Consider the following 13629-nt stretch of genomic DNA (forward strand, 5'->3'; position numbering starts at 1 on the left):
ATAATTATTTATTCAAAACTTTGTATAAAAACTCTTTAGTTCTGTTATGTTTAGGATTATTAAAAAACTCTTCGGGTTTTTCGTCTTCAAGTATTTTACCATCGTTCATAAATAATATTCTTGTCGCCACATTTTTTGCAAATCCCATTTCATGAGTCACTATAAGCATAGTCATTCCTTCTCTTGCAAGCTCAATCATAACATCCAAAACTTCCTTTATCATTTCAGGGTCAAGCGCCGAAGTAGGTTCGTCAAAAAGCATAACTTCAGGCTCCATTGCCAAAGCCCGCGCAATTGCTATTCTCTGTTTCTGTCCGCCCGAAAGTTGATTTGGAAAAGCGTATTTTTTTTCTAAAAGTCCGACTTTGCTTAAAAGTTTATCCGCCTTTTTTTCGGCTAATTCCAAAGAATAATTTTTAATTTTTATAGGAGCTAATGTGATATTTTTTATAACATTTTTATGAGGAAATAAATTAAAATGCTGAAAAACCATTCCAACTTTTTCTCTTATTTTATTTATATTCGTTTCTTTGCTTAAAATATTCTCTCCGTCAATAAATATTTTTCCTTCGGAAGGCTCTTCGAGTCTGTTTATGCATCTTAAAAAAGTAGATTTTCCGCTTCCAGAAGGACCGATTATCGCTATTATCTCGCCTTTTTCTACATTAATATCAATTCCGTTTAATACTTCAAGTTTGCCGAATCTTTTGTGTAAATTTTCTATTTTAATCACTTTCCTTTAATCCTTTTTCTATATTTCGCATAAACAGAGCAAAGATAGAAGTCAATATTAAATATATTATTCCAACTGCAATCAAAGGCTCTACTCCTCTATAAGTTTGACTTGTTATAATATTCGCCGAACGAAGCAAATCTATTCCTCCGATAAATCCTACGATAGAAGTTTCTTTAAGCAAAGTTATAAACTCGCTAACCAAAGCGGGAAGTATTTTTTTTATAGCTTGCGGAATTATAATTTCTTTCATTGATAAACCGTAATTCATTCCCAAAGCGCGAGCGGCTTCCATCTGTCCTTTATCGAGTCCTTCAATTCCAGCTCTTATTATTTCTGCTACATAAGCGGATGAGTTTATGCCGAATGCAATTCCCGAAATTAATAATATTGGAGTATTTCTTAAAGAACCGATAAAAATTACATTTGCCCAAATCATTAACTGAACTACCGCGGGAGTTCCTCTTATGAGATTGACAAATCCAAAAGCCAATTTTGAAATAGGATTAAAATTTTCGTATCCTTTTATATTTTTTAACGGATAGAAATGCGAAAGTTCCATAAGCGCTATAAATATTCCAAGCGCGATTCCAAGCAATGCGGCAAAAGCTGTAGTTCCAATGGAAAATAGAAGCCCCTTAATCATATACATATATCTGCCGTTAGTAAAAAATATATCTTTAAGAAGCCCTAAATATTCCATTTAATTTTCCGTTTATATAATTTTTTATAATTAAAATTTTAAGATAAAAACTTTTTACAAATTAAAATATTTTTATTTAAAATATTTATTTAATAAAGCGTCATAAGTTCCGTTTTCTTTAAGAGTGGTTAAAGCTTTATTAATATCGTTCAAAAGTTGAGTATCTTCTTTTCTAATAGCTATTGCATATTCTTCGCTTTGAGAATCCGTTTCAATTAATTTTAATTCTGGGTTTTGAGCGGAGTAATTTTTTGCTGGCTCATAATCCAAAACTACGGCTTGAACTTTTTTAGATTTCAAAGCCATAATAGCTTCCGAAGTGGCGTTATATCTTTGAACTTTAACATTTGCCATTTCAGATACGATTATATCGCCCGTATATCCTAAAACCACGCCAACCTCTTTTCCGATTAAATTGTCAAAATTATTTATTCCGTTTTCGTCTTTATTAACTACTATAGCCTGTTGCGATTTATAATAAGATTCGGAGAAATTAACGAATTTTTTTCTTTCTTCAGTCGCCGTCATTCCCGCTATTATTAAATCTATTTTTTTTGTTTGTAATGCGGGAAGCAATCCGTCAAAAGCCATATCCTCAACTTCAATATCTTTGTTTATAAGTTTAGATATTTCGCCGATAAGTTCTATATCGAAACCTACAATATTTCCGCCTTCTCTATACTCGAAAGGCTCGAACTCTGCATTTGTTCCGACATACAATTTTTTATTTTCCTTTTCGCATCCAATAATTGCAATAAAAATTATTGCAGAAATCATAATTAATTTTAGAATACTATTCTTTAACATAAAATACTCCTCAAAATTTTTAATTTTTTATTAAAATAATTTTATATAATTATTAGAAAAAATCAAGTAAAAATTATAAAATAATTATCTTTTTATAAATTTTAATCATTAATAAAATTTAAAATATTTATTTAAGACAGTGAAAATTTGACTTAACAATTTTGTCAAGGTTTTTTATTATATAAAATTTCTATAAAGGAGTGTTCACAATGAACAACAGACAGACAATTTCTAAATCTTTATTAATAATAATTGCTTTATTATTAATGGTAAGCTGTGGGAAGGATGATGACAAAAGACTAACTGATTCTAAAGATAGTGTCACTTCCTATAGAGTTTATACGAATGATATCGGAGATACAAACGATAGCGGCGATACCAATAATAGTGGCGATGACGGAGAATGGGGATTAATTAGTTAAAATTTTTTAATTCCACAAGAATAAAGATTTAAGGCTCATGTTCTTTTATTTAAGAATATGAGTCCTTTTTATTTAACGGTTTATTTTTTATTAAAACAATTTATATTTATATTTTTAAATTTTTGCACTTGATACAATATATATTTAGATATAATATAACATAATTAATTTTAATATTTTAAGGAAAGTATAATGAAGTATCCTGAATTTTTTACGCCTTTTGTAATCTCGCCAAGTATTCCAATAAGATGGTATGGGCTTATGTATATAGTCGGAATAGTCGTTTCATGTTTGGTTTTGAATAGCATAAAAAAGAAAGGTTGGATTAAATATAATGACGATAACAACGGCGGAGTTTACGATATGGTTTTTTATGCGGCAGTCGGAGCGATAGCGGGAGCGAGATTAGGTTATTTCGTATTTTATTCTCCGCAAACTTTTTTGAAGCCTTGGGAAATACTTGGAATAAATCTTGGAAACGGAATAAGTTTTTCGGGTTTTGCAGGAATGTCCTTTCATGGCGGATTTATAGGAATGTGCATATCTTTAATTATTTTCAGTAAAAAATATCATTATAAAATTTTAGATATAGGCGACCATGCAACCTTGCCTTCAAGTTTATGTTTATTTTTTGGAAGAATAGGAAATTTTATGAATGCTGAACTTTACGGAAGAGTAACGGATTCTTTTATAGGAATGCAATTTCCTTTATATGATGCAGTCGGAGGATATGAAAATTGGAAGGCTATGTTTCCAGCTATAAGACCTTATACTGAATCTAGGCATCCTTCTCAAATATACGAGGCTATTTTGGAAGGTTTGGTTTTGGCTTTGGTTTCTTATTTTATTTTATATTTAAGTCAAAAAAATAAAAAAATAAGAAGGGGAACGAGGCTTTGGGTTTGGATGATATTATACGGATTATTTAGAGCTTTTATAGAACAGTTTGCAAGAGATATAACCGAATGGACTATAGGACCTATAACTTCGGGAGCGATTTATTCTATATGTATGATTATAGTCGGAGTTGTAATGCTTATTTATACTTATGCTAAAAAATACGATACGAATATCGATAAAAATAATTAATTAAACGGAAAATAAAAAATGGTTTATGAAATATTTTCAAATAGATTATCAATCGGAATTATATCTTATTTTGTATTTATAATATCGGCGAGCGCTCATGAATATTCGCATGCAAAAACTGCGTATAATTTTGGCGATAAAACGGCTAGAGATTTAGGAAGATTAACTTTAAATCCTTTCGCTCATATAGATATTTTAGGCACGGTAATTTTGCCTTTGCTTGCAGCTTTGACAGGAATTCCAATTATAGGTTGGATGAAAGCCGTTCCCGTTAATCCTAATAATTTTAAGAATTTTGAAAGAGACCAGGCTATAGTTTCGTTTGCGGGACCTTTTGCGAATTTAATAATAGCTTTTATATCTTTTATAATAATGAAAATTCTTACATTTCCAATTAAAGGAGTTTTTATTATAAATAAATTAATCATAATTTTGCAATCTAACGATAATGTTATAACGAATATTATTTTAAATATAATTCCAATATTTCTTGCAATGTTGTTTATGTCTTACACTATAAATATAATGCTTATGTTTTTTAATCTTCTGCCTTTTCCTCCTTTGGATGGCGGATGGATATTGAGATTCTTTTTATCTCCAAAAGGAAAAAATACTTACGATAAAATATATCCTTACGGTTTTTTGATTTTATACGCTTTATTATTTTTTGGAATATTAAGAACTATATTGTCGTTTATACAAAATATATCAAGTTATTTATTGGGCGATACATTTAAAACGATATTGTCTATTTGATTGTTATTTTTATATTATAAAAAGACAATATATATTTTCTAAATAAAAATTATATTAAAAAATTATTTAACTTTAAATTAAATAATCTGTTTTTTATTTTGTGAAAATACTTGAATTTTAATATTATTTAATATATAATTATCACTATGAAAATAAACGATTCCACAAGAAGCGCCTTAATCAGAAAAGGAAACGAACTCTTTAATAAAAAAGATATTGAAGGAGCTTATAGATGTTATTTAACCGCTTCGTATTTTGGCGGAATAGAAAAAATAGCCGATTATTATAATTTTGATAAAAAAAATATTATAAAAGCAATGCAATTATATAAATTTATATTAAAAGAAGATTCTAATTTGGGCGGAAATGTTAGAGCGAAACAAAAATTGGATATTCTCGCTCAATCGGTTGTTAAAGTTTTAAGAAAATGGCTTAAAGAAGACGAAACTTATAATAATTCAAACGATAATAATATAAATAATGAAGATAAAATATTGAAAGAAAATAAAGATAAAATATTTGAGAAAAAGCCAAATATAAAGAAAGCGGTTTTTAAAAAGATTAATTCTGCCGATAATGATAATATAAAAACGGTTTAATAAATAATTTTTCAAAAAAGGAGTTTCTCTTTATGGAAAGCAAAGATAAAAAAAAGAAAAGCGATAATTTAATTGAAAAAGAACTTTTAGGATTATCTTCTAAATTTTCTAAAAATGACACTTTGGTTATAATATTAGCCGCGGGACATGGAAAGAGAATAAGAAGCTCCACTTCAAAAATGCTACATACTATTTGGGGTATTCCTAGTATTGAAAGAGTTCGTCTTGCGGTAAACGATGGAATTCCAAAAAGCAATGTTACTATAGTCGTTGGAATAAAAGCTTTAGATGTGGCAAATACGGTTGGAAAACAGCCTAACACGATTTTTGCCTATCAAGAATCTCAAATGGGAACGGGACATGCAGTTAGAATCGGGCTTGAAAAAAGCGACTTAAAAAATATAAAATATTGCTATGTAATTTATGCCGATTTGGGACTTATAGATGCAGAAACAATGAGAGAGTTTAGAGAAGAATTTTTAAAATCAAAATCGGATATGATAGTAATGACGGCTTTATATGACGGACCAGCAGATGGCAATTATTACGGAAGATTATTAAGAAGCAGAGGCTTAACTACTGAAGGAAAACAGAGCAAATATAAACTTAAAGCTTTAGGAAATGTTGTCGGAGTTGTAGAATATAAAGATATTCTTTCTATGGGAGATGAAGATAAACTTTATAAAACTTATAAAGATGAAAAATTTTCTTTTCATAAAGATGAGCTTCTTGAGAGTTTTAAAGAATATATAGTCGGAGTATATGGTTTTAAAATGGAAGCTTTGCTTAAATTAATAGGCGAATTAAAATCTAATAATATTCAAAAAGAATTTTATATAACCGATTTAATAGAGATATTTGTTAATAATGATTTATCAGTTTCAACATTTATGCCTAAAGACAATAAAGTCGTTTTGGGCTTTAACGATAAAACAGTTCTTAAAGAAATGGAATCAATCGCAAAATCAAATGTGTATAATAAATTAAAAAATATAATTACAATAGAAGATTCGGAGGATTTCTTTATAGAAGAGAGCGTAGTCGAGCAAATTTTAGAAATAGACAAAGACGAAAAACCTTTAGATATTTATATAGGAAAAGGCGCTTATATAGGAAAAGGCGTTAAAATAAATTACGGTTTATTTATATCTAACGGAGCGAAACTTGAAGGAAATATAGAGCTTGGCGAAAACTCTTTTATAGGCGATAATGTTTTACTTTCATGTCTTGAAAAGCAAAATCTTATTTTAGAGAAAAATGTTAAAATATATTCGGGAAATCAAATAAGAGGAAATGTTTATATAGGCGAAGGAACTATTTTAGAGAGAGGCGTTAATATAACGGGAAGCGATAATCATCCCGTAAAAATAGGTAAAAATGTTCTTATAAAAGGCGTAAGTTATTTATACGGTTCTATAGTCGACAATAACGCTTATATCGAACATTGTATTTTTTATTATTCGCATATAAAAGCTTTGAAAGATAAAAATGGAAATATAATTAAATGCAGATTTATAAGACCTAAAGAAGAAGGAATAGAATCCGTTATAAAAATAGACGATGAAAAAGATAAAACAAAAAAGAAAATTAGCAAGAAAAAATAAAATAAAAAATAATATAATTATAAAAATTGTCATCCTTTTATTTTCAATATTTTTAATATTAAACGGACAATACGAAAAAGATATAAAAAAAGACGCTCCGCCTTTATCGAGAGAATATACGAGGATAAGCAGTTTTGAATCTTTATCAACTTGGGCTGTCGCTTCTTTAAATAAAGAAACTTATATAAGCAAAGTTTTTGCAGATTCTAAAAATAATATTCATTTTGTTTATTATGATAATATTTTGAAAACTCCCGTTTATGTTAGCGGAAAGGACGGAAAATTTAATAGAGAGATTATAGATAAAGACAGAGAATTTGGCGATTTAGTTAGTATGGCTACGAATTCTGAAAATATGCATATATCTTATATGAAAAATAATAAAGTTTGGTATGCAAATAATAATTCGGGGTATTTTAATAATTATCCTATGGAGTTAAAAGAAAATCAAAAAATAATAGACTTAAAATTGGTTGTTTCAACTTTCAATTCGCCCGCTCTTTTTTTTGTAGACAATAAAGGAATATTATATGTTTCAAGATTTTATAGAGATAATTTTTTTTCCGATTTAATTTATACTAATAAAACTATAGATGCAGTTTATCCTGTAGCCGAAAAAGACGGTTATGCGATTTATATAAAAGAATATCAAACTGATAATATATTTTACGCTTCGAGAAAAACTAATAGCAAATTTAAATTTTTTGATAATAATCCGATAGTTGAAAACGCTTATTTATATTCTGTTAATCATGAAGAGCATAATAGATTTAGCGTAATATATATTCCTAAAGATAATAGAAATTCTATAGATTATAAAAAATTTTATGAAGGAAATTTTACTGAAGGAAATATAATAACGGAAAACGAAAATATAATTTCTTTAGATTCTACTTTAGATTATTCGGCGAAAGATATAATTTTTTATACAAAAGAAAACGGTTATAAATATGTTTATATGGACGAGCAGACAATAGATTTATCTTCGCTTGGAAAAAGCAAGGGAGATATTAGAATTGCATCCGCTCAATATCCTTATTTTTATATGGTTTATTATAATGATTTATTTAAAGAATTAAGAATAAGCAAACTTAATGTAAGTCATATTAATATTAAGCGATATTGAAAAACATAAAAAAGTCGATAATTAACTTATGCGAATTTATAAAAAATAAATAAAGAAGGAATTTTTATGAGTGGCGAAGAAGTAAAAGTATCTTATTTTGAAAAAAATCCGAGAGTTTGTCCCGTATGCGAAACTGAATTTTATCATGAAATGCTTCTTACGGGCGGCGGAAGATTAATAGCGGGAGAGTTAAGAAACGACTTAAGAAGAACTTACGAGAAAAGCAAAAAATACGGAGCGGTTTATCCTTTAATATATGTCGTTGTAGTTTGTCCGAATTGTTTATACGCTTCATTTAACGAAGACTTTTCAATTCTTAATAAAAAATTTGTAGACGATATTTTATCAACAAAAGAGTTGAGAAGAAAATATATGGAAGAGTTTTTTGGAGATGAGATTGATTTTGAAAAAAACAGAGATTTATATTCGGGAGCGGCGAGTTATTTTTTAGCGCTTGACGGATATTTATATCATGATAAAGAAGTCGCTCCGACTCTTAAAAAAGCTCTCTCTTCTTTAAGATTAAGTTGGGTTTTGGAAGATTTATCGGCTATAGCGCCTGAAGAAAATTACGATAGATTGATTCCTTTCTTTCAATATAAGGCGAGCGAATTGTATGCAGAAGCTATAGAGTTTATGCAAAATGGTAAAGAAAGTTTTGATAAAATAAAATCTTTTGGACCAGATATTGACAATAATTTTGGATACGAAGGAATGCTTTATATGGGAGCTTTGCTTGGTTTTGACTCTTCAAAGTTTATTCCCGACCCTAATGTTAAGGCAAATACTTTAGTTCAAGCTAAAAGAAAAATAAGCAAAGTATTCGGTTCGGGGAAAAGTAGTAAATCTAAACCTTCCGCATTGCTTGAAAAGATTAAAGAATTGCATACAAATATAACTGAAGAATTAAATTCTATAAACGAAACTTACGGAATAAACTTGAATTAAAATCGTTTTTATTTTATAATAATAAAATGAAAAAGTTGAATTTTTATCTTTTATCGGAATTCCTTACTCTTTTTTTCGGCTCTTTATTTTTATTCGTAGTTTTAGTAACTATTGCCGATTTAAGCAGTAAATTATCCTATTATACTGAACATTCTGAGTATATGAGATATTTTATAATTTATCATGTGGCAAGAATTCCGCATAATATGTATTATATATTTCCAGTAGCGCTTATGTTTTCTTCGACTTATGTTTTGGGAACTTTTGTAAAAAATAAAGAGATGCTTGCAGTTCAAAATTCGGGAATAAGTTTATTTAGATTTTCTTCTCCCGTTTTTATAATCGTTATACTTTTATGTTTATTGCTAGTTATATTTTGGCAATATGTGGCAGCTCCAGCAAATAAAATTTCTTTTGAAGCGGACGATATTGGAAGAGGACGACAGAAAAGCGAGGAGAGTGGAGTTTGGAATATTTTTGGCGGTAATAGATATGTTTATTTTATAGATAATTATTCTTATAGCGGGCAGTATATGACTAACGCTATAATAATAAAATTAAAAGAAGGCGGCGGAATAGAAACTAGAATATCATCGCCTTGTATAAAATGGGACGATAACGATAAAAAATGGTATGTAGAAAATGGAATATTAAGTAAGTTTGGCGATAAAAATGAGATAACGGTTGAAGTGATTAAAAATTATCCTCTCGATGTGTTGGAAAGACCTGAACATTTAAGTCAGAAACCGATTTTAGACACTTTAAGTTTAACGGAATCGTTAAGATTAATTAAACTTCGCAAAGAGATTCATATGAGCACGGCGCTTTTGGAAACAGATTTGCATTATAGAATATCTTATTGTTTTTCGGGCTTTATTATCGTTCTTCTTGCATCGCTATTTTCAAAATTTTCAACTCATAGCGTATTGGTTGTAAGTTTGGTTATGGTTATAGTTGTCGCTTTGCTTTATTATTCTATTCTCATGATATTTCGTTCAATGGGAGATGGCGGAACTATAAACCCTTTAATTGCCGCTTGGATGCCGAATATTATATTCGCTTTTCTTTGTTTAGTGGCTTTTAAGAAGTTTTATTAATTACAATTTAATTCTTAATTTTTTAGATATTTTTTAATTTTATCAAAAGCGACTTTATCTATATCGTTAAAATCATTATCTTCTACTATTTTGGAATAAATTTTTTCCAATTTATCGTAGTTTTCATTTTTTGATAATTTAGCCGAGATTAAACCTATTATACAATGAGTATTAAGTCCAGAACAATTTGGATTATAATCAAACGGATTTTTATTATATAGATTGTCGATAGATTTTATATTTGAATATTTTTCAATATAATTTAATCCGTATTTATAAATTAAATTTAATGTTTTATCAATTATTTTATCGATATCGTTTAAGCTAAAAATTTTAAATCTATCTTTTTGATTATATTGCATTTTCCAACGAGTATTTTCGTCATATTTATTTTTCGCGTATTTTTCAAGAAACAAAAGATTTATAAAAGCCGTGTAATTTAAATCATAACCGTTTATTTTGCATATATTATGAATTTGATTTATTTTAATTGTAGCAAACGGGAATAAGTGAATTTCATCTTGCCAATAATTATAAGTAAAATCGAAAGCGCAAATATATTCTTTTGTATTTTTTTTAATTGCAAAATCTTTTTTAAATATTTTAAATTGATTTTCTTTTGCAAATTTATCAAGCCCTAATAAAATATTATTTTTTACTTCGATTAATTTCATTAAATAATTCTTCTTTTTTATTTTTAACATATTCAACAATATCGTCAATTTTAATCTCTTCGCTTTGTGTGGAATTTCTTAATTTAAACTCAACAATTCCTTTTTCTAATGATTTTTTTCCTATAATTATTCTCATTGGAATTCCTGTTAAATCGCAATCGTTCAATTTTACGCCGAGTCTTAAATTTCTATCGTCAAATAAAGTTTCAATTCCAATAGAATTAAGCGAATTATAAATTTCAATAGCTTTATTAAAAGAATTTTCTCCTTCTTTATCAACGGCAATTATTACAACTTCGTAAGGCGCTACTGTTATCGGAAAAATTATTCCTTTATCGTCATAATTTTGTTCTATAATAGAAGCCAAAGTTCTATTTAATCCAATTCCATAGCAACCCATTATTGGAAAAACTTCTTTATTATTTTCGTCTAATACTTTAAAATCAAAAGCTTTAGTATATTTGTCGCCCAATTTAAAAATATGTCCTAATTCCAAACCTTTTTTTTGGTATAATTTTTCTCCACATTGAGGACATTTATCTCCTTCTTTTGCCTCTCTAAAATCTCCACAAATATCCGCTTTAATATCTCTTTCAACATTTACATTTTTTATATGAGTATCGTCTTTATTTCCTCCGACTATAGCATCCGAAATAGATTTAATTGAATAATCGGCGTATATTTTAATTTTCTTTTTTAATCCTATAGGCGATGCAAATCCTACTTTAGCTCCCGTAATTTCTTTAACTGTTTCTTCGTTTGCTAATTCTATTTCAAGTCCGCCCAAAGAGTTTGATAATTTTGTTTCGTTAATTTCCAAATCTCCTCTTATGATAACCGCTATAATTTCGTTTTCTTCCGTTTTGTATAAAATCGTTTTAATAAAATTATCCGCAGTAGTATTAAAAAATTTTTCCAAATCGTTAATCGTTTTTATATTTGGAGTATAAACTTCTTCTAAATTTTTATCGGTATAATGTTTTGCAATCTCTTCCGCTTTAACTTCCGCTTTTTCTACATTTGCGCGATAATCGCATTTTGAACAAAAAATTATTGTTTCTTCTCCAACTTCGCTTAAAACCATAAACTCTTCGCTTCCTTCTCCGCCCATAGCTCCGCTGTCGGCTTTTACGCTCACGGTATTTAATCCCATTCTCTTAAAAATTTTTGTATAAGCTTTACTCATATCGTTATAACTTTTATCTAAAGATTCTTTTGTCATATTAAAAGAGTAAGCGTCTTTCATAATAAATTCTTTTGAACGAATAACTCCATAGCGCGGTCTAATTTCATCTCTAAATTTTGTTTCTATTTGATATAATATTAAAGGCAAATCTTTATATGATTGAATTTCATTTTTAGCGGTAATCGTAAAAGCTTCTTCATGAGTCGGTCCCATTGCCATATCAATATCGTTTCTATCTTTTAATCTAAATAATTCTTTTTTGAATCTTTCCCATCTTCCTGAAGGAGTTAACAAAGTTTTTGAAACAAGCAAAGGCATTATGCATTCGTTTGAACCTATGGCGTTCATTTCTTCTCTTATAATATTTGAAATTTTATTTAATACTCTAACTCCCAAAGGCAAATACGAATATAAACCGTTTGATATTTTTCTCGCCAAGCCCGCTCTAATCATTAATTTATTTGACGCTATAATCGCATCGTTTGGCGCTTCTTTTAAAGTCGGCATAAAGAGTTTGGATAAACGCATAATATTTTCCTTATTATTAAATCGAATTTTAATTAATGATATATTAAAAAACAAAATTATCAACTATATTTTTATTTTATTAAATAATAATTATACTTGACAATTATTTATTTTAATGTATAATAATTTGCAAATGACAATATTTAATTGTATTATTAATAAAGTAAACTTGAGAATTCGCAAGCCAAGCCAAGCCAAGCCAAGCCAAGCCAAGCCAAGCCATAATTTTATCATTTTCTCTATTATTAAAAATAGAGACTTTTTCATTGCAATTTTTTATCTTTTGCGAGGTATAAAATATTATGCCTAACGAAAGATTAAAAAAATACTTAAACGATATTGTCTGGTGGATACCGTCAAGAAAATTGAGAGATTTTATTAGAGAATTAGTAGATACAATTTTAGAAATCAAAGAACAAAATGATATTTTATTAAAATTATTAGCTCAAAATAATAATCTTGAATACATAATTATAAAAATGACTGGCGGATTTGCTGACCAACTTTATTTATATAGAGTTGGATATTCTATTGAAAAATTATATGGAAAGAAAGTTTTATATGATATTTCTTGGTATAATTATAATGGAAAAGATGATATCGGTAAATATAATCGTAATTTTGAAATTTTAAATATATTTGAAGATTTTTCTTTTAAAATCGCTTCTAAAAATATAATATCAATCGCTAAAAGTTGTTATTTTATAGAAGGGTATAAATATAAAAATATTGATATAACGGATATAATTAAGTATAACAAATTTATTTATTGCGATAATGGAGTTTGGAGAGCAAGTATAAAACAATTAGATTTTAACGAAATATTTGATTTAGACAAATATATTCTTCCAAAATTAGATAACGACAATAAAAAGATTTACGAAGATATTAAAAATTGTAAACATTCTGTAGCCTGTCATGTAAGAAGAAACGATTATTTAAAAGTAAATTATAGACGATATAGTTTAGACGAAAATTATTTTATAAAAGCGATTGAAAAAATCAATAAACAAATTAGACAAAAATTAAAAATATATTTCTTTTCTGACGATATGGATTGGGTAAAAGAAAAATTAATTCCTTTAGTGAAAGATAAATACGATTATTTGGCAGTAGATATAAACGACAACGATAAAGGATATTTCGATTTTTATTTAATAAGCAATTGCAAATATCAAATCGCTTCAGAAGGAAGATTTTGCGAAACCGCTCATATATTCAATAAATATCAAAATAAAATTCTCATAACTCCAAATGATATAGATAAAAAATATTTTAGATAAAATAATTCCTCTTAAATTAAACACTCCAATTTTTTATAAAGTAAATATATTGAATATTACTATTGAAATTTATC

General features: G+C 27.8%; 14 protein-coding genes. 9 read left to right on the forward strand and 5 right to left on the reverse strand.

What is annotated here, in order from left to right:
* Positions 1-4: 4 nt before the first annotated feature.
* The 3 genes from EPJ79_RS01465 to EPJ79_RS01475 form a co-directional block, all read right to left on the reverse strand.
* Positions 5-733, reverse strand: a complete 729-nt coding sequence (locus tag EPJ79_RS01465; protein ID WP_147738172.1) for an amino acid ABC transporter ATP-binding protein — start codon at positions 731-733, stop codon at positions 5-7.
* Positions 726-1436: an amino acid ABC transporter permease gene (locus EPJ79_RS01470; RefSeq protein ID WP_021958244.1), complete on the reverse strand. Its 711-nt coding sequence runs from the start codon at positions 1434-1436 to the stop codon at positions 726-728. The genes EPJ79_RS01465 and EPJ79_RS01470 overlap by 8 nt, the downstream gene beginning before the upstream one ends.
* A gap of 72 nt (positions 1437-1508) precedes the next feature.
* Positions 1509-2243, reverse strand: a complete 735-nt coding sequence (locus EPJ79_RS01475) for a basic amino acid ABC transporter substrate-binding protein (protein ID WP_147735610.1) — start codon at positions 2241-2243, stop codon at positions 1509-1511.
* Positions 2244-2452: 209 nt separating this feature from the next.
* Between EPJ79_RS01475 and EPJ79_RS01480 the strand changes: the two genes are divergently transcribed.
* The 8 genes from EPJ79_RS01480 to EPJ79_RS01515 all read left to right on the forward strand — a co-directional run bounded on the left by EPJ79_RS01480 (position 2453) and on the right by EPJ79_RS01515 (position 9884).
* Positions 2453-2665, forward strand: a complete 213-nt coding sequence (locus EPJ79_RS01480) for a hypothetical protein (protein ID WP_147738173.1) — start codon at positions 2453-2455, stop codon at positions 2663-2665.
* A gap of 192 nt (positions 2666-2857) precedes the next feature.
* Positions 2858-3754, forward strand: coding sequence for a prolipoprotein diacylglyceryl transferase (lgt, locus tag EPJ79_RS01485; RefSeq protein WP_147738174.1), 897 nt, complete (start codon positions 2858-2860; stop codon positions 3752-3754).
* Positions 3755-3772: 18 nt separating this feature from the next.
* Complete coding sequence (locus EPJ79_RS01490; RefSeq protein WP_021958009.1) at positions 3773-4510, forward strand: site-2 protease family protein; 738 nt, start codon at positions 3773-3775, stop codon at positions 4508-4510.
* Positions 4511-4656: 146 nt separating this feature from the next.
* Entirely contained in the window at positions 4657-5109 is a 453-nt protein-coding gene (locus EPJ79_RS01495; protein WP_147525582.1) for a hypothetical protein, read from the forward strand.
* A 32-nt stretch (positions 5110-5141) separates the two neighbouring features.
* Positions 5142-6713, forward strand: a complete 1572-nt coding sequence (locus EPJ79_RS01500; protein WP_147738175.1) for an NTP transferase domain-containing protein — start codon at positions 5142-5144, stop codon at positions 6711-6713.
* On the forward strand, positions 6670-7839 hold the full coding sequence (locus EPJ79_RS01505; protein ID WP_147738176.1) for a hypothetical protein: 1170 nt from the start codon (positions 6670-6672) through the stop codon (positions 7837-7839). The genes EPJ79_RS01500 and EPJ79_RS01505 overlap by 44 nt, the downstream gene beginning before the upstream one ends.
* A 66-nt stretch (positions 7840-7905) precedes the next feature.
* Positions 7906-8787, forward strand: a complete 882-nt coding sequence (locus EPJ79_RS01510; RefSeq protein WP_147544884.1) for a DUF2225 domain-containing protein — start codon at positions 7906-7908, stop codon at positions 8785-8787.
* Positions 8788-8813: 26 nt separating this feature from the next.
* Positions 8814-9884 carry an LptF/LptG family permease gene (locus EPJ79_RS01515; protein ID WP_021959365.1) on the forward strand — a complete coding sequence of 357 codons (1071 nt, stop codon included), beginning with the start codon at positions 8814-8816 and terminating at the stop codon, positions 9882-9884.
* Positions 9885-9898: 14 nt separating this feature from the next.
* Here the strand turns inward: EPJ79_RS01515 and EPJ79_RS01520 are convergent, their stop codons facing one another.
* Both EPJ79_RS01520 and EPJ79_RS01525 read right to left on the reverse strand, forming a co-directional pair.
* Positions 9899-10558, reverse strand: a complete 660-nt coding sequence (locus EPJ79_RS01520) for a hypothetical protein (RefSeq protein WP_147738177.1) — start codon at positions 10556-10558, stop codon at positions 9899-9901.
* Positions 10533-12272, reverse strand: a complete 1740-nt coding sequence (locus tag EPJ79_RS01525) for a proline--tRNA ligase (RefSeq protein WP_147738178.1) — start codon at positions 12270-12272, stop codon at positions 10533-10535. Before EPJ79_RS01525 ends, EPJ79_RS01520 begins: the two co-directional genes overlap by 26 nt.
* A gap of 302 nt (positions 12273-12574) precedes the next feature.
* Between EPJ79_RS01525 and EPJ79_RS01530 the strand changes: the two genes are divergently transcribed.
* A complete protein-coding gene (locus EPJ79_RS01530) occupies positions 12575-13555 on the forward strand; it encodes an alpha-1,2-fucosyltransferase (RefSeq protein WP_147738179.1) in 981 nt (326 codons plus the stop codon).
* The last annotated feature ends 74 nt before the right edge of the window (positions 13556-13629 follow it).

Origin of the sequence: Brachyspira aalborgi, assembly GCF_008016455.1 — a bacterium.
GTDB classification, from domain to species: Bacteria; Spirochaetota; Brachyspiria; order Brachyspirales; family Brachyspiraceae; genus Brachyspira; species Brachyspira aalborgi.

Excerpts from the sequence above, each read along its gene's own strand:
- EPJ79_RS01505 (WP_147738176.1), top strand. The coding sequence starts at position 6,670 with ATGAAAAAGATAAAACAAAAAAGAAAATTAGCAAGAAAAAATAAAATA.
- EPJ79_RS01490 (WP_021958009.1), top strand. The coding sequence starts at position 3,773 with ATGGTTTATGAAATATTTTCAAATAGATTATCAATCGGAATTATATCT.
- EPJ79_RS01530 (WP_147738179.1), top strand. The coding sequence starts at position 12,575 with ATGCCTAACGAAAGATTAAAAAAATACTTAAACGATATTGTCTGGTGG.
- EPJ79_RS01525 (WP_147738178.1), bottom strand. The coding sequence starts at position 12,272 with ATGCGTTTATCCAAACTCTTTATGCCGACTTTAAAAGAAGCGCCAAAC.
- EPJ79_RS01495 (WP_147525582.1), top strand. The coding sequence starts at position 4,657 with ATGAAAATAAACGATTCCACAAGAAGCGCCTTAATCAGAAAAGGAAAC.
- EPJ79_RS01470 (WP_021958244.1), bottom strand. The coding sequence starts at position 1,436 with ATGGAATATTTAGGGCTTCTTAAAGATATATTTTTTACTAACGGCAGA.
- EPJ79_RS01480 (WP_147738173.1), top strand. The coding sequence starts at position 2,453 with ATGAACAACAGACAGACAATTTCTAAATCTTTATTAATAATAATTGCT.
- EPJ79_RS01500 (WP_147738175.1), top strand. The coding sequence starts at position 5,142 with ATGGAAAGCAAAGATAAAAAAAAGAAAAGCGATAATTTAATTGAAAAA.
- EPJ79_RS01475 (WP_147735610.1), bottom strand. The coding sequence starts at position 2,243 with ATGTTAAAGAATAGTATTCTAAAATTAATTATGATTTCTGCAATAATT.
- lgt (WP_147738174.1), top strand. The coding sequence starts at position 2,858 with ATGAAGTATCCTGAATTTTTTACGCCTTTTGTAATCTCGCCAAGTATT.
- EPJ79_RS01510 (WP_147544884.1), top strand. The coding sequence starts at position 7,906 with ATGAGTGGCGAAGAAGTAAAAGTATCTTATTTTGAAAAAAATCCGAGA.
- EPJ79_RS01520 (WP_147738177.1), bottom strand. The coding sequence starts at position 10,558 with ATGAAATTAATCGAAGTAAAAAATAATATTTTATTAGGGCTTGATAAA.
- EPJ79_RS01515 (WP_021959365.1), top strand. The coding sequence starts at position 8,814 with ATGAAAAAGTTGAATTTTTATCTTTTATCGGAATTCCTTACTCTTTTT.